The sequence below is a fragment of the Lysobacter alkalisoli genome (assembly GCF_006547045.1).
In the GTDB taxonomy this organism is placed as follows: domain Bacteria; phylum Pseudomonadota; class Gammaproteobacteria; order Xanthomonadales; family Xanthomonadaceae; genus Marilutibacter; species Marilutibacter alkalisoli.
The window spans coordinates 3,635,231-3,656,849 of sequence record NZ_CP041242.1 but is presented as its reverse complement, the minus strand read 5'-3'; the positions used below and the strand labels follow the sequence as shown (position 1 = coordinate 3,656,849).

The window sequence follows — 21,619 nt, the reverse complement described above, 5'->3', positions numbered from 1 at the left end:
ACGGACCTTCGTCTACTTGAGCGCATCGCGCGGTGCGGCGAGGATGGTGACTCCCCCCGTCCGCGATGCAATCGATGGCTTTCGACGCCTTCGCCCTGGTGCTGGCGATGCTGGCGCTGGGCTACCTGTTCCAGCGCCTGCGCGTGTTGCCCGGCGACGCGCCGCAGGTGCTCAACCTGGTGGTGCTCTACGTCTGCCTGCCGGCGGCGGTGTTGCGCTATGCGCCGCGGCTGACGCTGGAGCCGGCGCTGATCGGGGTGGTCGCGGTGCCCTGGCTGCTGCTGGCCGCGACCGTGCTGCTGGTCGGGCTGTGCGCGCGCTGGTTCGGCTTTCGTCGCGACGAGCATGCGGTACTGCTGCTGACCGTCGCCCTCGGCAATACCAGCTACCTCGGCTATCCGCTGGTGAGCGCCCTGATCGGCGAGCATGCATTGCCCTACGCAGTGGTCTACGACCAGTTCGGCGCGTTCATGATCCTGTCGACCTTCGGCCTGTGGGTGCTGGCGCGCTACAGCGGCAGCATGCCGCATGGGAACCGTGCGCCGGGTGCCCGCGAGGTCGCCGTGCGGATCCTCCGATTTCCACCGTTCTGGGCGCTGATCGTCGGTTTCACGGCGATGCCGGCCGAGCCGCCGCACTGGATCGAAGCCGGCCTGCAGCGGCTGTCAGACGCATTGCTGCCGCTGGCGATGCTGACCATCGGCCTGTCGGTACGGCTGGCATTGCCGCGCGACGAACTCAAGCCGCTCGCCGTCGGCCTGCTGCTCAAACTGGCGCTGATGCCGGCACTGGCCTGGTTGCTGGTGCCCCTGCTGGGATTGCGCGGGGCGATGGCGCAGGCAGCGGTGCTGGAGTCGGCGATGCCGTCGATGGTCACCGCCGCCGCACTCGCCATCGCCCAGGGCCTCGCTCCGCGGCTGGCCGCGGCAATGGTCGGCTACGGCGTACTGCTGTCGATGGCGACCCTGCCGCTGTGGGCGATGCTGTTGGGGCGCTGAGGGGTCGATAGTCGGGCGCTTGTTACGCTCACGGCCTGGGGTTTGGAAAGGAGACGCACCTTGGGGAACGCAGCACGATGGGGGTGGTGACCTTGGGAGCGGCCCTGCTGCTGGGTTGCGGGCAAGGATCGGCACCAGAAGCCGACGTGGGCGCCAATGCTGGCCGCAGTGGCGCACTCGATCTGGCGGTCGAAACTGACATCGTGGAACAAGATGCTGCCGAGCGCGTCTCCAGCGATGCCGGCATTGGAGGTCGCGCGAGCCCCGAAGTCGAGGACCCGCGGGCGTTGTACGAACTGGAGCACTGGCGACATGCCTGGCACGTCGCGGTCCGTGATCATCTGCGGGCGCATGCCGCTGCCGGCGACGGCCGTGCGCAACTTGCATTGGCCGTGCTGCCGCTCGAATCCACCCGCAAGCCCACGGACCCGACGATGCTGGCGCTCCATGAGAAAAAGCGAAAAGCTGATCGAGCGGAGGCCTTCGCCAGGGCGCTGGAGATGATGCCCGACGACCCGTTGGCGAACTGGCTGGCGGCAGCCGAGTGCGATCCGGTCGATCCAAGCTGTGACCGGCAGGCATGGGACGCGCGCCTGCAGGCACTGGAGCCCGACAATGCGGCGGTCTGGCTTTCCGAGCTCCAGCGGGCGCAGGCGGCAGGCGACGATGCCGCGGTCGATGCCGCGCTTGAACGGATGGCGCAGGCGTCGTTCCAGGATGCTCACGTCACCGATCTCAGCCGGATGCTGGCCGATCAGTTGGCCGCGGTGGCGTCGCCGGTGCCGTCGCCGCAAGTGGCTGCCGCGGCTGGCGAGCAGATGGGGCTGGGCAGGCCCGCGACCGCGGACGAGATGAAACTCGTGGAGGTGAACGCAACGTGGGCAGCGTTCGCCCTACCCGCGTTCCAGGGCCTCACCCGTGCCTGCAGGCCGCCGCTGCCACCGGCACGGACCGGTCTGTGCCAAGGCGCAGCTTCGCGGGTCGCCAGCGGCGACACGCTGATCGAGCGCTTGATCGGGCTGGTGACCCAGGTCCGGCTCAGTGCCGGCTCTGCCGGGGGAGCTGTGTGGCGGGAATCGCTGCGCCAGCATTATTGGCAACACGAAGCGTTGTCCCGCCAGTTCCAGCAAGGCGTACCCGTCGGCTACACCGAACGGATGTTGCAACAGGGCGAAATGGCGGCGATCCAGTGGCTACTGGAACAGCGCGGTCAATCACAATCGCCACCCGGCTGGCTGCCATCCAATCCCCGTCAGCGTGCCCTGGTGATCACCGGCCGCGATCCGCACGGCGACGAAAACGCTCCGGTGCCGCCACCCCCGCCTTGACCGCCTCGCGATGGTCCCGCCGCGGCCGCCGGTGTAGGCTGCGGATTCCGTCCGGAGGGAGCTCGCATGAAGACCGTGCTGGTAGCCAGTTCCAAGGGAGGCGTCGGAAAGACCACCATCGCCACCCACCTTGCCGCGCAGGCGGCTCTTGATGGCTTGAACACCGTCCTGCTCGATGTCGACCCGCAGCGTTCGTCGACGCGCTGGGCCGAACGCCGGGCCGGGAGCGAGAGCGCGGTGCTGCCGCTCGACGGCACCAGGCGCAAGGCCTGGCGCAAGCAGTTGCCGGAGGACACCCAGCGGCTGGTCATCGATGCCCCCGCCGGGGCGATGGCCGGCGACCTCGAGCACCTGCTGGAGTTCGCCGACCACGTGGTGGTGCCGGTGCAGGCCTCCAACCTCGACCTCGAAGCTTCGGTGCCGTTCCTCGATTCGCTGGCCAGGCATCCGCGGGTGCGCAAGGGCGAGCTGCGGGTCGGCCTGGTCGGCAACCGGCTGCGGCCGTGGACCAACGCTTCGCGGCGGACCGTGGAACTGCTCAAGCAGTGGCCCTATCCGCTGGTGGGGGAGTTGCGCGACAGCCAGGCCTATGTGTTCCTGACCGGGTGGGGCAAGAGTCTGTTCGACTACCACTCGGCCAAGGTCCGCGAGCACCAGGAAGACTGGCAGCCGCTGCTGAGGTGGCTGCGCAAGTAGCGACCAGCCGGGCAGCTTCGAGCCGAAAACCGCCCCCGGGACTGGCAACCCGCCGTATCCTTGTCACTCACTGAGCATCTGGCCAGCCCATGCGCGAACTCATTCTCCTGCGCCACGCACACGCCGAACCGGCATCCTTCGGCCAGGCCGACCTCGACCGGCCGCTGTCCGCCGAAGGCCTCGCCGAGGCGGAAGCCGCCGGGCGCTGGATTGCCGAACAGCGGCTGGTCCCGGACTGCGTGCTGTGTTCGCCGGCGCGGCGCACCCGCGAGACGCTGGAGGCGGTGCTGTCGGTGGTCGGCTATGTCGACCAGCGCATCGAGCCGGCGATCTACGAGGCCACGCCCGGCAACCTGATCTCGCTGGCCGAGGGCCATGCCGAGGTCGGGCGGTTGATGCTGGTCGGCCACAACCCGGGTTTCGAGCGGCTGTCGGCGCTGCTGCACAGCGGTCAGTCCAGCGAGTACCGCGGCATGCCGCCGGCCGGCATCGCGGTGCTGTCGCTGCCCGGCGATGTCGCACTCGAGCCCGGCATTGCCCGGCTCAGCGCATTCTGGTGGCCATGACCGAGGCTTGGGTCGGGAGCGGTCGGCGAATGCCAGGGGGCGTGACCCGCGCAGGGTGGGGGCTGACGCTGTGGCGGTGGCCGGCATCGATGCGGGGCACCCGGCCGCAGGGGCTCGGCCGATGGCGCTGTTGGCTGGCTTCGGGCCTGTTGCTGGCCGTGCCGGTGGCCGCCGCGCAGCAGACAGTGGGCGAGTTCGACCGTGAGCACACCCGTTTCGGGGTCGAGCTGCGCACCCGCTGGGGCCAGCGCGTGATGGGTGAGTTCCCCCGCTACGACGGTGAACTGGTGATGGTCGACGAACGCCGCCGGCAGGTGCGGGTGCGCCTGGATACCGCCAGTTTCGTGGTTGCCGGCTCCGACCGCTACACCCAGATGGCGCGCGGTGAGGCGTTCTTCGATGCCGGGCAGCATCCGCAGGTCGAATTCGTGTCCGATCCGGTCGGCGAGGATGAAGTCCGCCGCGGCGGCGCCCTGCGTGGCCGGCTGACCATCCGCGACGTTAGCCGGATCGAGACCTTCGAGTTGCAGCCGGCCACCTGCGCCCGGCCCGGTCGCGATTGCGATGTGGTCGCCAGCGGCCGCATCGATCGCCATGACTATGGCCTCAGCGCCTGGCGGTTCGCGCTCGACAACCATGTCCGTTTCACCCTTCAGGTACGCCTGGACAAGGACGCACAGCCGTGACCGCTGTTGTACTTCAACGGGCCAGGTGGCTGGCCGTGGGTTTCCTTGCGCTGTGGCTGGCGGGTTGCGCGAGTCTGTCCGGCGTCCAGCGCGATCGCGCCGAGGCCATTGCCATGCAGGCGCGCTCGACCGAGCTGGACTGCGACCGGGCCGACGCCTGCGCCCAGCCCTCGCCGCTGCGGCGACTGGCCGGCGAGGCCTTCGCCGCCTCGACCCCGGAGGCGCCGCGGCACTATGCGCTGATCCTCGACCACGGTCCGGAGGCGCTGCTGGCGCGGGTCAACCTGATCCGCAGCGCCACCACCACCATCGACCTGCAGACCTTCATCTTCGACGAGGACGATGCCGGCCGGCTGGTGCTCGACGAACTGCTGGCCGCGGCCCGGCGCGGGGTACGGGTGCGGCTGCTGATCGACCAGCTGTCCGCGTTCAGGCGCGTCGACACCCTGGCCGCGCTGGTCTCCGTCCACGCCAACTTCGATGTCCGCCTGTACAACCCGGTGCGGAACAAGGCCATGATCAGCTATCCGGAATACGCGCTGGCGGCGCTGTGCTGCTGGCGCCGGCTCAACCAGCGCATGCACACCAAACTGCTGCTGGTCGATGGCGCGGTCGGCATCTCCGGTGGCCGCAACTACCAGGACGATTATTACGACTGGGATGCGGGCTACAACTTCCGCGATCGCGACGTGCTGGTGACCGGACCGGTCGCGCATGAGATGGCGACCGACTTCAACCTGTTCTGGAGCGACCACCGAAGCGTGCCGGCGGCGCGCCTGAACGACGTTGGCCGGCGGCTGCTCAGGAACGGGGTGTTGGAACTGGCGCCCGCGGAGTACCTCCATCCCGAGCGCGCCGAGGCGATGCGCCGCGATGCCGGCGATGAGCAACGGGTCGACCAGGCGCTGGCATCGAAGGCGATCCCGGTCGGCGAGGTGCGCTACATCTCCGACACCCCGGAAAAGCACCAGGGCAACCTTGAGCTCGGTACCAGCACCTCGCTGCGCGAGCTGATCGAATCGGCCAATGAAGAAGTGCTGATGCAGACGCCGTACCTGGTGCTGTCGCCCGCCGCGCAGGACCTGTTCCGCGGCATGCGCCAGCGCGAGGATCCGCCGCGGGTCGTGGTCTCGACCAACAGCCTGGCCGCGACCGATGCTTTCATCGTCTATGCGCTCTCGCACAAGTACAAGCGCCGTTACCTGCGCGAGTTCGGCTTCAACATATATGAGTACAAGCCGTTCCCGGCCGACGCGCCGATCGACCTGACGGCGACGCAGGCCGAGCCGGAGCCGGACGCGGCGGATACATCGCCGAGCCGGGCGGTCATTGCCGCCGACGATGCCGATTTCGACGAAGTCCGACGGGCGCTGCGCAACCACTACAACCGCAGTAGCACGGTCGAGCGCTACCAGTACCGGCGGGCACTGGCGCGCGAACATGCGGCGCTGCGGTTCTCCTCGCGCCGCATGCGCGAACCGGTGCCACTCAAGCGCGCCGGAGTGCGGATCGGCCTGCACGCCAAGTCGCTGGTGATCGACGGCCGTGTCGGCGTGGTCGGCAGCCACAATTTCGACCCGCGCGGCGACCACTACAACACCGAAGCGGCGGTGGTGATCGAGGACCGGGCGTTCGCCGAAGCCCTGGCCGAAAGCATCCGCCGCGACATCGCGCCGGCCAATTCCTGGGTGATCGCGCGCCGCGACAAGCCGCCGGTGTTCTCCGGACTCGATTATTCGGTGGCCAAGGCCTTCGAGTACCTGCCGCTGTTCGACTTCTGGCCGCTTCGCTACGCGACCAGCTACGAATTCGTGCCCGGCCCCGATTGCCCCGAACCGTTGCCGCCCGACCACCCGGGCTTCCGTGCCTGCTACCAGCCGGTCGGCGACTTCCCCGAGGTCGACTTCGGCTTCAAGGGCTTCACCACCCGCGTCTTCACTGCGTTTGGAGCGGGGCTGGCGCCGATTCTGTAGCTGCGCCCAGCAACAGAGGCGTGTCCGTTGGGATGCAAGTGGCGGCGCCTTCCTGACGCCGCCGTGCTACCCCTGGCGGCGATGTTTTTGCGAGAGCGGAGATACGTCGCTTCGGATGGGTTTACCTGCAGACGTCAGTTGGCTGTCCTGAAGCCGGCGGCCATGCCATTGCGGGACCGTCCGCGACATGGATGTCGCGGAAGAGCCCCAGGGATGGGTTCACGCGTGTCCCGCAATGGCATGGCCGCCGGCTTCCACGCGGCCCCCTGCCATCAGTCACAGCAACGGTTTGCCGGCCCGGCTCATCTGAATCCTTGAGCCGCGACCCTGGCTCCCCCGCAACCTGAACCAAAACAAAGCAATAGCGGAAGCATGACTTCCGGCACATGGGGTAAGGGTCTAGGTGTTATACTTTACCAGCACACCGATTCACTACATCGGTTGTCACCCCCCCACCAGCTCCGCCGCCCCCAGGAAACCGCCATGAACGCCACCAGCAACGTCCACACCCTCAACCGCCCCCGCGACGACCGCCGCAACGTCAACAACAACACTCCCCAGGTCCGCCACCCCTATCCGTCACGTGATTTCGGTGTCGGCTACGGCCGCAGCAGCGGCTATGCCACTGGCCGCAGCTATACCGGTCGCACGTTCACTCCGCTGTATGCCTGCGCGTGAGCGCCGGCCGGCCCGTCCGGCGCCCCCAGGTCTGTTTTCCCCTGCCGGCTGTCGCATCGTCCCCTTCCCCCATCTCTCGGCGATGCGCCGGCCGGTAATTTTGTCTTCCCCGGGAGTCCGATCAAGACCCCGTGGCCATGAGCCCCACTGTCGCTGATCGGCGGAGCTCGGCTATCGTGGCGCAATGAACAGCGCCCCCGACCTCAAGCCCCCCTCACTGTTTCGCAGCGGCGTCAGCCTCGACCAGCTCAACGCGCTCTCGCGCGGCACCGCGATGGAGCCGCTGGGCATCGTCTTCACCGAAATCGGCCCCGATTATCTGCGCGCCACCATGCCGGTCGACGCGCGCACCCGCCAACCCTATGGCCTGCTGCACGGTGGCGCTTCGGTGCTGCTCGCCGAAACCCTGGGTTCCAGCGCCGGCGGCCTGTGTGTGGCGGAAGGCAAGGGCGTGGTCGGGATCGAGATCAATGCCAACCACGTACGCGGCGTGCGCGAGGGCGTGGTGACCGGCACCGCGCGCGCGTTGCACGTCGGGAGCAGCACCCAGGTCTGGGAAATCCGCATCGAGGACGAGGCCGGCCGTCTGGTCTGCGTGTCGCGACTCACCCTGGCAGTGGTCGGGGGCCGCTGAACCGGCGGCGAAGCCGCTATCATTCGCAGGATGAATGCGTCGCCCCCCCACGGCGTCGCTGGCACGCGATCGGCGTGGCCTGCGCGCGCCTTCCGTTATCTCTACCGGATTCCGCTGCTGCTGCTGCACCTGGCGGTGTCGCTGCCGGTGGTGCTAGTGCTGATTTCGCTGCCGACCCATCGCCTGCACTGGGGTGGCGAACCGCTCGACCATCGCGCGGTCCGGGCCTGGTCGGGCGGCTTGATGCGGATCTTCGGCTTCCGCATGCGCCGGGTCGGCACTCCGCTACCGGGTGCGGCGATGTTCGTCGCCAACCATGTCAGCTGGATCGACATCACCGCCCTGCATAGCCAGCGGATGATGGGCTTCGTCGCCAAGCGCGAGATCTCGAACTGGCCGGTGGTCGGCTGGCTGGCCGGTCGCGCCGGCACCATCTTCCACCACCGCGGCAGCACCGAGTCGCTGGGCGGGGTGCTGCACGAAATGCTGGCGCGGTTGCGCAACGGGCAGTCGGTCGGGGTGTTCCCCGAAGGCGGCACCCGCGGCGGCCGCGAGATCGGTCCGTTCCATGCCCGCATCTTCCTGGCCGCGGTCGAGGCCGGGGTGCCGGTGCAGCCGGTCGCGTTGCGCTACGGCGAGCACGGCAATGCCCAGGTCACGGTCGCGTTCGCACCGAGGGAAAGCTTCATGGCCAACTTCCTGCGCCTGCTCGGCGAGCCAGCGCGGCCGGGCGAGGTGATCTTCCTCGAGCCGATCCCGCACGGTGCCGAGGACGGCCGCCGCCGCATCGCCGAGCTGGCCCGGCAGCGCATCATCGGGGCCATGCAGTATTAGTGGATCCGAGCGAATGCTCGAATCGACAGGGCTAGTTTCGAACCCATGCCGTTCCCGTCGCTGACCGCTTCCGACTATCGCCCGCCGCCCTGGCTGCGTAGCCCGCACGTGCAGTCGGCGCTGGGCAGCAGTCCGCTGCGCCGCCGTCATGGCGAGCGCAGCCTGGCCGCCTGTGGCGCGATCACCACCGGCCACATCATCGACGGTGGCGACGGCGTGCGCCTGCACGGCCTGCACAGCGTGGTGCCTGGAGCGGAGCCGCACGGCCTGGTGTTGTTGCTGCACGGCTGGGAGGGCAGCGTCGACTCCAGCTACATGCGGTTGACCGCGGCGAAACTGCTGCAGGCGGGGTTCGAGGTGTTCCGGCTCAATTTCCGCGACCACGGCGACACCCATCATCTCAATGAGGAGATGTTCCATTCCAACCGGATCGGCGAGGTCGTCCACGCCGCCTGCGAGGTCGCGCGCCGGTTCGCGCGGCGGCCGATGGCGGTGGCCGGCTATTCGCTGGGCGGCAACTTCGCCCTGCGCCTGGCCCTGCATGCCCCGTCCGTCGGGTTGCCGCTCGCGCACGTGGCGGCGATCTGCCCGGTACTCGATCCGGCCCGCACCATGGAGGCGATGGAAAACGGCCTGCCGCTTTACCTGTGGTATTTCGAGCGCAAGTGGCGCGGCTCGCTGGCGCGCAAGCGCGAGCTGTTCCCGCAACTGCATGCCTTCGACGACAGCGTGCTCGGATTGCGGATGCGGCCGCTGACCCAGTGGATGGTCGAACGCCACACCGACTTCGGCAGCCTCGACCGCTATTTCGACGGCTACTCGATCGCCGGCGAGCGGCTGGCCGCGCTGTCGGTGCCGGCCAGCATCCTGATGGCCGAGGACGATCCGGTGATCCCGGTCGACGGTTTTCGCGCCCTGCGGTTGCCGTCGACCGCGCGGCTGGAGATCTCGCCCTGGGGCGGGCACTGCGGGTTCCTGGAAAGCCGGCGCCTGGACGGCTTCGCCGAGCGCTGGGTCGCGCAACGGTTGGCCGACGTACTGGCGGGTTGAGCGCGCCCGGCTCGGGGTGGCGGACGCCCGCTACAATGCGCGTTTCGCCCGACCCAAAGCCTTCCATGTACGAACCCATCATCGATGCCCTCCGCCGCGGTGCCGCCGCCGAAGCCCTGACCGCCGCCCGCGAGGCCGTCGACGCCCAACCCGAGGACCCGGCCGCGCACCGCCTGCTGGCCTCCGCGCTGCGCCTGGACGGCGACCGCGATGCCGCGCTGGCCGCGGTCGACCGTGCCATCGAGCTGCAGCCCGAGGATGCCCGGTTGCACCTGGAGCGTGCCGGCCTGCTGCTCGACGGCCGCCAGCTCGACGCAGCCGAGGCCGAACTGGCGCGCACCATCGGGCTCGACCCGAACCAGTTCCCGGCCTACATCCTGCAGGCCCAGCTGGCACTGGCCCGTGGCGACCTCGACCAGGCCGACAGCGTGATCAAGGTCGCCGCCCGCATCGCGCCCGAGCATCCGCAGGTGGCTGCGGTCGAGGGCACCCTGGCGCTGCGCCGTGGCGACGCCGACCGCGGCCTGTCGATCCTCAGCCGGGCTGCGCAGCGCTTCCCGGACGAAGCGATCCTGCGCAATGCACTTGGCTTCGCCTACGCCGCCAAGGGCCACTTCGCCTTTGCCGAACAGGCTTTCCGCGGCCTGCTTGAACGCAAGCCGTCCAACCCGTTGCGGGCGATTGTGGCCGACATGGTCCGCCGCCAGGGCCGCCCCGGCGAAGCGGTCGACGAGCTGCTGCCGATCCTCGACAGCGAGCCCGGCAACCCGGGCCTGCGACGGCTGGTCGGCGAGATGGAGCTGGAGGCTGGCCGCTTCGACAGCGCGCAGGCACGGCTCAAGGCGCTGTTGTCGGAATACCCGCGCGACCGCCGCACCATCGTCGCCCTGACCGAGGCCTGGCGCCGCGGCGGTGCCGACGACGATGCCCGCCAGACCCTAGAAGGCCTGCTCGCCACCCACGCCGATGTGCCCGACCTCTGGTACGCGCGACTGCTGTTCGAGGAATTCGCAGGCGACGCCGCGCGCGAAGTGGTCGAGCGCTGGCTGGCGGCGATGCCGGATTTCGTGCCGGCGCTGGAAGCTCGCGCCACCCTGCACCAGCAGGCCGGCGAGACCGCGCAGGCCGACGCCATCGCCCGCCGCATCACCGAACTCGACCCCGGGCATGCCGGTGCCGAACTGCGCGTGGTCGACGGCCTGATGCGCACCGACCCGGATGCCGCGGTGACCCAGATCGAGGGCCTGCTGGCCAAGGCCGGGGACGAAAACATCAAGCGCGGGCTGAGGCAACTGCTCGGCCGTGCGTTCGACACCGCCGGCCAGCATGACGCCGCGCTCGCAACCTGGGTCGAGCTGCAGACCGAGATGGTGCCGCAACGGCTGCCGCTGCCGCCGCTCAGCGACAGTCTTCCGGCCCTGCCGGAGATGGCGCCGGTGCCGGAAAAGGCGCCGGGTGTCGCCTTCCTGTGGGGTGCGCCGGGCTCGCTGGTCGAACGCATCGCGCTGACCCTCGAGCACGCCCGCATGCCGTTGCGCGCCGACCGCTTCAGCGCGCAACCGCCGCGCGACCCGGTGCAGCGCTACGGCACCCCAGCCGCCCTCGTCGACGGCTCGCTCGACCCGCATTTCCTGATCAGCCAGTGGCGCGCCACCCATGCCGCGCGCCGGGTCGAAAACGGCAGCCTCATCGACTGGCTGCTGTGGTGGGACAACGCCCTGTTGATCGCGCTGCGCACGCAGTTGCCGGCGGCACGGCTGCTGATCGCGCTGCGCGATCCGCGCGACATGCTGGTTGGCTGGCTGGCCTTCGGTGCGCCGATGCCGTTCGCGATGGAGTCGCCCGAGGCCGCGGCGCAATGGATGGCCAGGGCGCTCGGCCAGATCGCCGACCTGCACGAGCAGGACCTGTTCCCGCACGCGCTGATCAGGCTTGATGACAGTGCCACCGATCCGGCCGCGATTGCCGGGGCGGTCGGTGAAGCGCTCGGGGTCGAGCTGCCGCCGCTGCCGCCCGGTGCGCAGGGACCGGACCACTACGCGCCGGGCCACTGGCGCCACTACGCCGAACCGCTGGCGACCGCCTTCGCGATTCTGGCGCCGGTGGCGGAGCGGCTCGGCTATCCGGCACGATGACGCTTCATGGTTCTTGACGGGAGACCCGCATGAAAATCATCAGCGACAACTTCCAGAACGGCCAGCGCCTGCCGGCCGAATTCGCCGCCGGCCAGCCGACCTCCGACGGTTTCGGCTTCGCGCCCAACCGCAACCCGCACCTGGCCTGGGACGGAGTGCCCGAGGGCACGCGTTCGTTCGCGCTGCTGTGCATCGACCCGGACGTGCCGACGGTGGCGGAGATGGTGGGCAAGGCCGGGGTCGAGATCCCGGTCGACCAGCCGCGTTGCGACTTCGTGCACTGGGCGATGGTCGACATCGCGCCGGAGCTGCGCGAAATAGCGGCTGGCAGTTGCAGCGACGGCGTCATTCCGCACGGCAAGAGCGAGCCGGCAGGCCCGGCCGGCGCGCGCCAGGGCCTGAATGACTACACCGGCTGGTTCGCCGGCGACGACTCGATGTCGGGCCAGTGGCGCGGTTACGACGGCCCGTTCCCGCCGCCCAACGACCTGCGCCTGCACCGCTACTTCTTCCGCCTGTTTGCGCTCGACGTCGACACCCTGCCGGTCGGCGACGACTTCAGCGCCGCCGACGCGTTCGCCGCGATGCACGGCCATGTGCTGGCCGAGGCCAGCATCCACGGCACTTACTCTCTGCATCCGGGCGTCAAAGGCTGACACGATCGCAGCCCGGGTAAGCGCAGCGCACCCGGGAAATCGTCACGTCGTCCCCGGGTGCGCTGCGCTTACCCGGGCTACGGTGGAAAACTGCGGCCGTGCCGGGCCGGTCAGTCGTTGCCGGTCACGATCTCCGACTCGACCACCATGTCGAGCACATAGGCCACCGAAGATGCGTCGGCCGGCGGATCGGCAATGTCGAAGCGCTTCAGGCGCAGCACGTTGCGGGTGCCCGCGTCGTGCTCGTAGCCCTCGATCTCCTGGTACAGCGGCTGCCAGTCCTCGGACACGAAAGTCTTGAGGCCGGCATCGTCGTAGCGGATCTCGCGCGCCATCAGGCACTGCATGTCCGGGATCAGCGGGTGCGGGCAGGACTCGCGTTGCGCGGCGACTTCGAGGAACACCTGGGTGCCGGCGCTGCCGTAGCGCGCCTCGGGGGTGGCTTCGCCGTTGAAGACCAGCGCGCTGCCATCGGCGGCGGTCAGGGTCAGGGTGGGCGGCTCGCCCGGTTGCAGGTCGAGGCGCGGGGCGCCTTCAAGATGCTCCACCAGTGCCGCGTCGGCGGCCATCAGGTCGCCCTCGCAGGCCATCAGGGTCTGCCGCAGCGAGCCGACCTGCAGCGTGCCGTCCTCGATGCGGTAGTCGCCGCCGAAGCCGTTGCAGGCGCCGTTGCTGGACAGGCTGTCGTCGAAGAAGTCGAGTTGGAGCGGGCGTTCCAGGCCGGCCAGCGGACCCGGGGCGGGCTCACCATCGGCGCCGAGCACCTGGCTCAGCTTCCAGTGATGGCGGGTCAGCTCGGCGCCGGCTCCGGAAGCGGTTGCGACAGCGGCCGGGGTGCCGGAATCGTCGGGTTGCGGATCGGCCGATTGCGGATTGCACCCGGCCAGTGCCAGCGCGACGGAGAGGGCCAGGGCAAGGCTGCCGAGGGGGGCGTGTCGGATCATGTGGAGCTCCTTCTGGAATCGATACCCACCCTGTAACGGCGCGGCGGCTGCGATGGGGTTGCAGGCCGGAGAGGCGTTCAGCCGCCGGAGGGCAGCCACAGCAGCAAGGCGGCGCCCAAGGCTATCCGGTACAGCGCGAAGGGGGTGTATCGGTGCTGCTTGATGTAACCCAGCAGCCAGCGCACGACCATGAAGCCGGTGATCGCCGCCGCCACGAAGGCCAGCCCCAATTCGTCCCAGGCTTCCGGTGGCGCGCTGCCGTCGAGCATGTACTCGAGCAGGGCGTAGCCGCTGGCCGCGAACATGGTCGGGATGCCGACCAGGAACACGAACTCGGTCGCCGCCGAGCGCTGGCCGGTGCCGGCCAGCATCGCCATGAAGATCGCCGCCGCCGAGCGCGAGGTGCCCGGGAACACGCCGGCCACCACCTGCGCCAGCCCGACCAGGATCGCCACCGTCCAGGTGATCTCGATGCTCGGCGCGCGGCGCTCGGCCAGCCGCTCGGCGACCAGCATCCAGATGCCGCCGAGGATCAGCGCGGTGGCCACCGGCGACACCGTTTCCGGCAGTTGCCAGCCGGCCAGCCGCACCGGCAGCCCCACCAGCGCGGTGACCAGGAAGGCGACCGCGATCTTGGCCAGGTAGAGCCGGTTGGCGCGCTCGCCCAGCCCGGTCGCCAGCCCCCACAGCCGCTGCCGGAACACCAGGGTGATGGCGATGATCGCGCCGGCCTGGATGACGATATTGAACAGGTCCGAACGCGGCCCCAGCCAGTGCTGGGCGATCAGCAGATGGCCGGTACTGGAGACCGGCAGGAACTCGGTCAGGCCTTCGAGGATACCCAGCAGCAGGGCGGACAGCAGGTCGGACACGGCGGCGTCCGCGGGGATCGGAAAAGGCATCGGCAGGTCGTGGGCGCTGGAACGGCCCGCTAGGATAGGTCAGCGTCGCTGAGCGTGGACAGACGCGGCAGGCAGCAGTTTCGCGACTTGCAGGCGCAGGGTCGGCATTCATGGCGCCTGTTGCGGCCCGTGCAACCACTCACAGGCGGTCGCCTCTCCCGCGGAGATGCGTGCTGCGACGCAGCAGAAAAATCCCTTTGTGCTCCGTGATTTAGGCCTTTCCAAGGGGAGGCGATGCATTTGCAGATACGAGTTGACAGCGTTGTCAACTGGTGTGTAGAACGGCCGGGAAATTGGCCGCCAGGCCGTGACGCATATCCAGCAACTCAAGGGGAGAGATCAGATGACCCGTCAATACCGACAACACATCCTCACGCGCGCGATCTTCGCGTCGCTGCTCGCGACCACCGTCGTCATGCCGGCTGTGGCGCAGACGGTGCAGGAAGAACGCAAGCCTGCCGACGCGCGTGATGCGTCCACGCTGGATGCCGTGATCGTCACCGTGGAGCGGCGCGAACAGGATCTGCAGAAGTACGCCGGTACCGCACAGGCCATCTCCGCCGACGACGCGCGCGCGCTTGGCATCAACAACGAGCTGCGCAACATCCAGGCGCTGGTGCCCGGCATGAGCATGGCCAACCAGGAAGGCAACCTGGAGATCTTCATCCGCGGCGTGGGCTCGTCGAACAATACCGAGCTGGGCGATCCCGGCGCCGCACCGCACATCAACGGTGCCTACATCCCGCGCCCCCGTGGCCTTGGCGGCATGTTCTACGACATCGAGCGCGTGGAGATAAACAAGGGTCCGCAGGGCACGCTGCGTGGCCGCAATGCGCTGGCCGGCACGCTCAATATCATCACCGCACGTCCCGACCTCGATGCCTTTGGTGGCTACGTGCAGGTCGAGGCCGGCAACCGAGATCACCGCGGCGGCGAGTTTGCGCTGAATTTTCCGCTGGGCGGATGGGCCGCGCTGCGCGTGGCCGGTTACAAGGTCGAAAAGGATTCCCCATTCGAGAACGCAGGCAGGGCGCAGGAGCTGGATCCGGCAGGCATCCAGGACGATCGTGGCGCGCGCGTGTCGTTCCTGTACCAGCCTGATGAGAAGCTGTCGGTGTTCGCCATGGCCGACATGGGCAAGGAAGGCGGCACCGGCTATCCGGGGGCCAACGTCTATACCGCTGCCAGGGCCGGCTACATGCCCGACGACGTGGACCTGCGCAAGGTCATCTACCGCGGCGCACAGGGCGCGCTGGACAGCACCAACTGGGGTGCGCAGGCCAGTGTTTCCTACGACTTCGGCCCGGTGGTGCTGGAATACAACACCAGCTACCGCGACGTGGACTTCAGGCAGACCAATGCACAGAGCGAAGGCATCCTGTGGCCGGGCCGCAACATTGAACCCCTCTCGGACAGCAACCCGGGCGGCATCGACTACGACAACTATTCCACCCAGTACTGGATGACAAAATCGCAGTCGCAGGTGCATGAACTGCGATTGTCCTCCCACGACGACACGCGCCTGCGCTGGACCACCGGCCTGTTCCACTTCGACGAGGATCAGGAGGTCGGTTACTTCTCGCTGGCGGACAAGGGGCGCTGGTACTCGGGCACCGAATTCACCATGCCCGAGGTCAATGGCCGCTCCTCGGCGGTGTTTGCCGACGGTACGTTCGACGTCAACGACCGTCTGCGTGTGAAGGGCGGGCTTCGTTACACGAAGGAGGAGAAGTCGCGCTACGGCATCGGCGGCAACTGGGCGCTCGGTTTGCCGGGCACCCCGGCCGACGATGCGCCCGAAGGCTGGCCGGGCGAGTTCGCCACCCGGCTGGGCACGCCCGGCTTCGCGCCGGCGTTCATGTATCGGCCCAACTTCGATGTAACCGGCCTCACCTCGCCGGCCGAGATGGCGCGTTTCCTGCTGCAGGGCATCCTGTCGCACGGGCGCAACGACACCATCCTCGAGCAGATCGGCGGCGTCGCCAACGGCGGCGACTTCGGTTGCGTCGACCGCGTCGATATTGGCGGCGAGTACTTGAACTGCCCGTACCAGGACTGGGTCCAGGTGAACGGCATCCCGGCGCAGCAGTTCGGCCGCAGCAAGTTCAACTTCACCGACTGGCGGGTGGGCTTCGAGTACGACCTGAGCGCAGACAACCTGCTGTATGGCCTGGTCTCCAGCGGACACAAGGCGGGCGGTTTCAACGATACCTTCGACCCGGAAGAGATCCCGGAGACGTTCAAGCCCGAGTCCATCATCGCTTACGAACTGGGCAGCAAGAACTCCTTCGGGCTGTTCGATCGCACCTCCACCTTCAACGTCAGCGCCTTCTACTACGACTACCGCGACCAGGTGTTCCAGGATCTGGCAGTGATCGCCACCAATCCCTCTACCGGCGAGGCGACCGGCTTTGCGCTGGTCAACCGCAACGTCGGCAAGTCCGCGGTCTATGGCGTGGAGGCCGAAAGCGTGCTGCGCTTGCCGTACAGCTTCATACTCAATCTCAATGCGCTTTGGCTCGACAGCGAGATCAAGCAGGGCACCGTGGCCGACGTGCGCAGCCAGAACTGGGGCGTAGGCGGCGCGACCTCGCTGATCGACCTGTCCGGCAACGAGCTGCCGCTGGCCTCGAAGCTGACCTTCAACATGCGCCTGCAGCACTCCATGGAGCTGCCGTTTGGCACCCTCGACTGGCAGGTGCTGGCCTCGTACCGGTCGGCCTTTTATCTGACCCAGTACAACAACCGCGATGTGGAGTTCATCCGCAAGGATCAGGATACCGGTGCGGTGATCCACGACCGTACCGAGGACGCAGCGAGTGCCGGTTTCCCCGATCGCCAGCGCGGCGAGACCATGCTCAATGCCGGCATCGGTCTGACCACACTGGACGGTCGCTGGCGTTTCGAAGCCTGGGGCAACAACCTGCTCGACAACGACGTCTCGCAGAAGGCCCTGGTCGGCTCGGGGATCAACGTGCGCTTCCTCAACGATCCGCGCAGCTATGGCCTGCGTGTCCGCTATCAGTTCTGATATCGGCAGACATGACCACCCGCGATCGGCCCGCTGGCACCGGGCCCGATCCGGCGTGCCTGCGCGGTGGCTACGGCCCTGAGTGACGCCGACGACCCGCTGTTACGAAAACATGGCCCAACGCCCCCGGAAGAACAGCCTGCCAGATCAGGTCGGTGCCGGGCCTGTAGAGCGTCGTACCTGCAGTGAGTAAGCCAGATTGACCAGGCCGCCGCTGCCCGTTTCGCGGACCTCCTTGAGCAGTTCGGCTGCGGCCAGTCGGCCCATTTCGCGCGTGGGCTGGCGCACCGTGGTCAAGGCCGGGTAGATCTGCCTGGAGATCGGCGTGTCGTCGAAGCCACAGACGGAGATGTCGCCCGGCACGGAAAGGCCGCGCTCGCAGATCGCGCAGATGACGCCGGCGGCCATGTCGTCGTTGGCCGCGAAGATCGCGGTTGGTCGCTCGGGCAGATCCAGCAGGATGTTGGCGCCGGCATAGCCGGAATCGTATGAGAACTCGCCGTCCACCACCATGGTTGCGTCGTAGCGCAGCCCGGCCCGACGCAGGCCCTCGCGGTAGCCGGCCAGACGCCAGCTGCTGCCGCCGTGCGCGGCGTGGCCCTTGAGGTGGGCGATGCGGGTGTGACCCAGCGAAATCAGATGTGCCATGAGCGTGCATACCGCATCGAACTCGTCAACGACTACGCCCACATGCCGGTTCTGCTCCTTGGCCGAAATGCTCGAATAGGGAACGCCAAGCTCGACCAGCCGTTCCAGTAGCGCGGGATGGTCGGTGAGCGGCGGAGTCAGCAGGACGCCGTCCACTTGCGACTGCATGACCAGCGACTCCACCTTGGCCACGACGTCGCTGGCGTCGTAGACCAGCGGCGCGAGCATCAGGTTGTAGTGCTGCGCCTGGCAGGCATCGAGCATGCCCATCTCGATCTCCATCAGGTAGCTGGCAGACGGGTTGTCGAACAACATGGCGATCAGGTACGAGCGCCGTCCTGCCAGCACCCGCGCCGAGGGCAGCGGACGGTAGCGCAGCTTCTCCACCGCCGCCTCGACCAGCTTGCGAGCGCGTTCGGAGACGTTCGGTTCGCTGTTGAGCACACGCGAGACGGTTTTCATCGAAACGCCCGCCGTCGCCGCGACGTCCTCGATGCGCACGCGGCCCGGCCGGCCACCTCGCGCCTGGACGGGGCCGACCGCCGCCTGATTCTTGTCAGTCATGATGCTTTCCGGTTTCCATTTGTCGTGCCTGCGGCCATGCGTGTGCCATGAAGCGCAACTTTATCCGCAACGCGGCATGCTGCATTGCGGCATGCCGACCACGGCTTATCCCGGCTATTCTACCTATGGGTTGACAACGCTGTCAGGTCGCTCTGCGCAACCGTGCGCCTATTTCATCCATTCCGGATCCACAGATCATGAAACCCGCGACTCCAGCACCCGTCCCCATGCCGACCGCGCACAGACCCATGGACATCGCGCACCCCAATGCTGGTGCAGGCGACCGGTGGCGCCCGCGGGGACCGGACATGGCATCGAGGAAAATGCGAGGCGCGTGGCGAGATGGTGCAGCCAGGACAGGCCAGCGTTGCTGCCCGTGAGCAGGCATGGGTGCAAACGTATACAGAACGTGACCCTGCCGCCTGCGTTTACGCTGGCGGTTTCCCCACCGGAATGATCGTGGACAGTCCCATGGCCGCAAGCCCCTCTGTATCGACCTTCACCAGCGCGGATGCTCCGGTCCTGGTGGCCGACATCGGCGGCACCAATGCGCGTTTCGCGCTGGCCGATATCAGTGGTGCCCGACCAACCGTGCGTGAGGCGCATTCGCTGCCCAATGCTGACTTCGCCAGCCTGCAGCATGCCGCCGAGCACTATCTGGAACGCACCGGGGCGCGGCCGAAGCGGGCTGCGATCGCGGTTGCCTCGCCGGTCAATACCGACGAGATCCGGCTGACCAACCGGGCCTGGTCGTTCAACCAGCGCGAGCTGCGGCAAGCGCTCGCGCTCGATGAGCTGCGCATGGTCAATGACTTTGGCGCGGTGGCCTGGGCGGTGCCGGCGCTGCAGGGCGAGGACCGTGTCCACCTGTACGGTCCGGTCGAAGCGCTTGGCGCCGGCCCGGTCAGTGTGCTCGGCCCGGGCACCGGGCTCGGGGTCGGCCTGCTGGTCGGCTCGGAGGCCGCCGGTTGGCACGTGGTCGAGACCGAGGGCGGCCACGCCAGTTTCGCGCCGCTGAATGCGGAGGAAGAAGCCATCGCGCGCTGGCTCGCCGCGCGCCACGGCCGGGTATCGAATGAGCGCCTGCTGTGCGGCCACGGCTTGTCCTGCATCGATGCGGTGCTGCGCGGCGAGCCGACCGGTCGCGAGGCCGTGCTGCGCTCGCCGGCCGAGGTGGTGAGATTGGCGCTGGACGGTCACGACCAGGCTGCGCGGCGCGCACTGGCACGCTTCTGCGCGGTGCTTGGCAGCGTCGCTGGCGATATCGCGCTGACCCACGGCGCGCGCTGCGTGACCATCGCCGGCGGCATGGTGCCGCGCTTTCTGCCGTTCCTGCGTTCCAGCGCGTTCCGCGAGCGCTTCCTCGCCAAGGGCCGCTTCGTCGCCTACCTGGAAGCGGTGGCGGTACAGGTGGTGACCCATCCATACCCCGGCCTGCTCGGTGCGGCGATGTCGATGCGGGAAACGGGGGGGCGCTGAGGCGACACTGAAAAGCCAAACTCCGTCGTTCCGGCTTGACCAGCCATTCGGCTGCTGTAAAGCGCGAGGGCCGGGATGACAGTTCTACACCGGCTCCGCCTTGCAGTTCTGTGCGATGAACTCCTCGTGCGTCGGCATCAGCTCGACCACGCCGTGGATGACGCGGCGCACGTCGGCCAGCATGCCCTCGACCTTGGCCTCGGATTTCACGTCGGCCAGGCCGTGGTAGCCGCGCGGATGGATGCCCTGGCCGTACATGACCTGGAACCAGCTGACCTCGGTGAACAGCTCGTTGTTGAGCCGCTGGACCCGGCCATTGCTCTTGAACAGCTCGATCTTGTGCCGCAGCGTGTCCGGGATCGGCATCGTGCGGCAATGGTTCCAGAACGCCGAATCGTCGCGCCGGGTGGCGTGGTAGTGCAGGATGATGAAGTCGCGGATCTGCTCGTATTCCTGCACCGACTGGCGGTTGAATTCGTCGATGTCGGCCGGGTCGAAGTGGCGGTTGGGGAAGAACGCGACCAGCCGCGCGATGGCCTTCTGCACCAGGTGGATCGAAGTCGATTCCAGTGGCTCCATGAAGCCGCCGGCCAGCCCGATCGCGACCACGTTCCTGTTCCAGAACCGCTTGCGGCGGCCGGTGGTGAAGCGGATCGGGCGCGGTTCGGCCAGCGCCTCGCCGTCGAGGTTGCGCATCAGGATGCCGGCCGCCTCGTCGTCGCTCATGAACTCGCTGCAGTAGACATGGCCGTTGCCGATCCGGCTCTGCAGCGGGATCCGCCATTGCCAGCCGGCCGCATGCGCGGTGGAGCGGGTATACGGGGTCAGCGGCGCCACCGAACGGCACGGCACCGCCAGCGCGCGGTTGCAGGGCAGCCAGTGGCTCCAGTCCTCGTAGCCGGTCTGCAGGGTGCGCTCGATCAGCAGGCCGTGGAAGCCGGAGCAGTCGACGAACAGGTCCGCTTCGTGGACGTCGCCGTTGGCGAGGGTGACCGAGGTGACGAAGCCCGATTCCGGGTGCTGCTGCACGCTGGCGATGCGGCCTTCGGTGCGGATCGCCCCGTGGCCTTCGGCGTAGCCACGCAGGAAGCGCGCATACAGGCCAGCGTCGAAATGGAAGGCGTGGGCGATGTCCTGCAACGGCGAGTTCGGGTACTGGTCCGATGCCCGCATGAACCTGTTCCTGTCGCAGGCCAGCAGGTTGATCGAGTAGTTCTCGATGCCGTCGACCTTGCCGGCCTGGCGCATCTTCAGCCAATAGTGGTGGAAGTCGACCACGCCGGTGCTGTGGCCCATGGTGCCGAAGCCGTGGGTGTAGGTCTCGCCCTGTGCGCCCCAGTCGCGGAACTGGATGCCGAGCTTGAACGTGGCCTGGGTGGCCTTGATGAACTCGTCCTCGTCGATCCCCAGCGCGGTGTTGAAGTTCACGATCGGCGGGATCGTCGCCTCGCCGACGCCGACGATGCCGATCTCGTCGGATTCGATCAGACGCAGTTCGATGTCCGTGCCGACGGCCTGCGACAGGAAGGCGGCGGTCATCCAGCCGGCGCTGCCGCCGCCGACGACGATCACCTTGCGGATGCGATTGTCGGTCATGTCGTTGTCCATCGTACTTCAGCTGTCCCCATGCCCCGTCATCCCGGCGCTCGCGCTTTACAGCAGCCGAATGGCTGATCAAGCCGGGATCCATGTTGATCCAGACTGGCAGCTCGATTGCGCATCGAAAGCCAAAAATGGATCCCGGTTTCCGCAAGGATGACAACGAGCCACCCCGAAAAAAAGCTTTGCCGGCGCTGCGGCCGGCAAAGCGGTGACAA

18 protein-coding genes are annotated in these 21,619 nt (G+C 68.0%); 14 read left to right on the top strand and 4 right to left on the bottom strand.

Features of this window, described 5'->3' with window-relative positions:
- Nucleotides 1–74: 74 nt before the first annotated feature.
- From FKV23_RS16125 to FKV23_RS16070, 12 genes are all read left to right on the top strand, one after another.
- Nucleotides 75–998, top strand: a complete 924-nt coding sequence (locus tag FKV23_RS16125) for an AEC family transporter (RefSeq protein ID WP_141624783.1) — start codon at nt 75–77, stop codon at nt 996–998.
- A gap of 77 nt (nt 999–1,075) precedes the next feature.
- Nucleotides 1,076–2,326 carry a hypothetical protein gene (locus FKV23_RS16120; protein ID WP_167285338.1) on the top strand — a complete coding sequence of 417 codons (1,251 nt, stop codon included), beginning with the start codon at nt 1,076–1,078 and terminating at the stop codon, nt 2,324–2,326.
- A gap of 66 nt (nt 2,327–2,392) precedes the next feature.
- Nucleotides 2,393–3,022, top strand: a complete 630-nt coding sequence (locus tag FKV23_RS16115; RefSeq protein ID WP_141624781.1) for a ParA family protein — start codon at nt 2,393–2,395, stop codon at nt 3,020–3,022.
- Nucleotides 3,023–3,111: 89 nt separating this feature from the next.
- Nucleotides 3,112–3,588, top strand: coding sequence for a SixA phosphatase family protein (locus FKV23_RS16110; RefSeq protein WP_141624780.1), 477 nt, complete (start codon nt 3,112–3,114; stop codon nt 3,586–3,588).
- Nucleotides 3,589–3,677: 89 nt separating this feature from the next.
- A complete protein-coding gene (locus FKV23_RS16105; protein WP_167285336.1) occupies nt 3,678–4,274 on the top strand; it encodes a YceI family protein in 597 nt (198 codons plus the stop codon).
- 35 nt (nt 4,275–4,309) lie between these two features.
- Nucleotides 4,310–6,247 carry a phospholipase D family protein gene (locus FKV23_RS16100; protein ID WP_244244199.1) on the top strand — a complete coding sequence of 646 codons (1,938 nt, stop codon included), beginning with the start codon at nt 4,310–4,312 and terminating at the stop codon, nt 6,245–6,247.
- Between the two features lie 483 nt (nt 6,248–6,730).
- Complete coding sequence (locus FKV23_RS16095) at nt 6,731–6,925, top strand: hypothetical protein (RefSeq protein ID WP_141624778.1); 195 nt, start codon at nt 6,731–6,733, stop codon at nt 6,923–6,925.
- Nucleotides 6,926–7,109: 184 nt separating this feature from the next.
- Nucleotides 7,110–7,559 (top strand): hotdog fold thioesterase, encoded by a 450-nt coding sequence (locus FKV23_RS16090; protein WP_141624777.1) that lies wholly within the window; start codon nt 7,110–7,112, stop codon nt 7,557–7,559.
- A 30-nt stretch (nt 7,560–7,589) separates the two neighbouring features.
- Entirely contained in the window at nt 7,590–8,393 is an 804-nt protein-coding gene (locus FKV23_RS16085) for a lysophospholipid acyltransferase family protein (RefSeq protein WP_141624776.1), read from the top strand.
- A 45-nt stretch (nt 8,394–8,438) separates the two neighbouring features.
- Entirely contained in the window at nt 8,439–9,443 is a 1,005-nt protein-coding gene (locus tag FKV23_RS16080) for a YheT family hydrolase (protein WP_141624775.1), read from the top strand.
- 65 nt (nt 9,444–9,508) lie between these two features.
- Nucleotides 9,509–11,578, top strand: a complete 2,070-nt coding sequence (locus tag FKV23_RS16075) for a tetratricopeptide repeat protein (protein ID WP_167285333.1) — start codon at nt 9,509–9,511, stop codon at nt 11,576–11,578.
- Between the two features lie 29 nt (nt 11,579–11,607).
- Complete coding sequence (locus FKV23_RS16070; protein ID WP_141624773.1) at nt 11,608–12,234, top strand: YbhB/YbcL family Raf kinase inhibitor-like protein; 627 nt, start codon at nt 11,608–11,610, stop codon at nt 12,232–12,234.
- A 110-nt stretch (nt 12,235–12,344) separates the two neighbouring features.
- On the opposite strand, the gene FKV23_RS16065 is transcribed toward FKV23_RS16070, so the two are convergent.
- Nucleotides 12,345–13,178 (bottom strand): META and DUF4377 domain-containing protein, encoded by an 834-nt coding sequence (locus tag FKV23_RS16065; protein WP_141624772.1) that lies wholly within the window; start codon nt 13,176–13,178, stop codon nt 12,345–12,347.
- Between the two features lie 77 nt (nt 13,179–13,255).
- Complete coding sequence (locus FKV23_RS16060; protein WP_141625248.1) at nt 13,256–14,050, bottom strand: undecaprenyl-diphosphate phosphatase; 795 nt, start codon at nt 14,048–14,050, stop codon at nt 13,256–13,258.
- Between the two features lie 373 nt (nt 14,051–14,423).
- Between FKV23_RS16060 and FKV23_RS16055 the strand changes: the two genes are divergently transcribed.
- Nucleotides 14,424–17,111, top strand: coding sequence for a TonB-dependent receptor (locus FKV23_RS16055; RefSeq protein ID WP_141624771.1), 2,688 nt, complete (start codon nt 14,424–14,426; stop codon nt 17,109–17,111).
- Between the two features lie 147 nt (nt 17,112–17,258).
- Here FKV23_RS16055 and FKV23_RS16050 read toward each other — a convergent pair whose 3' ends face one another.
- Nucleotides 17,259–18,323, bottom strand: coding sequence for a LacI family DNA-binding transcriptional regulator (locus tag FKV23_RS16050; protein ID WP_141624770.1), 1,065 nt, complete (start codon nt 18,321–18,323; stop codon nt 17,259–17,261).
- A gap of 471 nt (nt 18,324–18,794) precedes the next feature.
- Here FKV23_RS16050 and glk point away from each other — a divergent pair, with 471 nt between their 5' ends.
- A complete protein-coding gene (gene glk / locus FKV23_RS16045) occupies nt 18,795–19,802 on the top strand; it encodes a glucokinase (protein WP_167285331.1) in 1,008 nt (335 codons plus the stop codon).
- An 84-nt stretch (nt 19,803–19,886) separates the two neighbouring features.
- Here glk and FKV23_RS16040 read toward each other — a convergent pair whose 3' ends face one another.
- Nucleotides 19,887–21,398: a tryptophan halogenase family protein gene (locus FKV23_RS16040; RefSeq protein ID WP_141624768.1), complete on the bottom strand. Its 1,512-nt coding sequence runs from the start codon at nt 21,396–21,398 to the stop codon at nt 19,887–19,889.
- Nucleotides 21,399–21,619 lie beyond the last annotated feature (221 nt).

Coding starts and splice junctions, on each gene's coding strand:
- FKV23_RS16125 (WP_141624783.1), top strand. CDS start 75: ATGGCTTTCGACGCCTTCGCCCTGGTGCTGGCGATGCTGGCGCTGGGC.
- FKV23_RS16120 (WP_167285338.1), top strand. CDS start 1,076: ATGGGGGTGGTGACCTTGGGAGCGGCCCTGCTGCTGGGTTGCGGGCAA.
- FKV23_RS16115 (WP_141624781.1), top strand. CDS start 2,393: ATGAAGACCGTGCTGGTAGCCAGTTCCAAGGGAGGCGTCGGAAAGACC.
- FKV23_RS16110 (WP_141624780.1), top strand. CDS start 3,112: ATGCGCGAACTCATTCTCCTGCGCCACGCACACGCCGAACCGGCATCC.
- FKV23_RS16105 (WP_167285336.1), top strand. CDS start 3,678: ATGCGGGGCACCCGGCCGCAGGGGCTCGGCCGATGGCGCTGTTGGCTG.
- FKV23_RS16095 (WP_141624778.1), top strand. CDS start 6,731: ATGAACGCCACCAGCAACGTCCACACCCTCAACCGCCCCCGCGACGAC.
- FKV23_RS16090 (WP_141624777.1), top strand. CDS start 7,110: ATGAACAGCGCCCCCGACCTCAAGCCCCCCTCACTGTTTCGCAGCGGC.
- FKV23_RS16085 (WP_141624776.1), top strand. CDS start 7,590: ATGAATGCGTCGCCCCCCCACGGCGTCGCTGGCACGCGATCGGCGTGG.
- FKV23_RS16080 (WP_141624775.1), top strand. CDS start 8,439: ATGCCGTTCCCGTCGCTGACCGCTTCCGACTATCGCCCGCCGCCCTGG.
- FKV23_RS16075 (WP_167285333.1), top strand. CDS start 9,509: ATGTACGAACCCATCATCGATGCCCTCCGCCGCGGTGCCGCCGCCGAA.
- FKV23_RS16070 (WP_141624773.1), top strand. CDS start 11,608: ATGAAAATCATCAGCGACAACTTCCAGAACGGCCAGCGCCTGCCGGCC.
- FKV23_RS16065 (WP_141624772.1), bottom strand. CDS start 13,178: ATGATCCGACACGCCCCCCTCGGCAGCCTTGCCCTGGCCCTCTCCGTC.
- FKV23_RS16055 (WP_141624771.1), top strand. CDS start 14,424: ATGACCCGTCAATACCGACAACACATCCTCACGCGCGCGATCTTCGCG.
- FKV23_RS16050 (WP_141624770.1), bottom strand. CDS start 18,323: ATGACTGACAAGAATCAGGCGGCGGTCGGCCCCGTCCAGGCGCGAGGT.
- glk (WP_167285331.1), top strand. CDS start 18,795: ATGGCCGCAAGCCCCTCTGTATCGACCTTCACCAGCGCGGATGCTCCG.
- FKV23_RS16040 (WP_141624768.1), bottom strand. CDS start 21,398: ATGACCGACAATCGCATCCGCAAGGTGATCGTCGTCGGCGGCGGCAGC.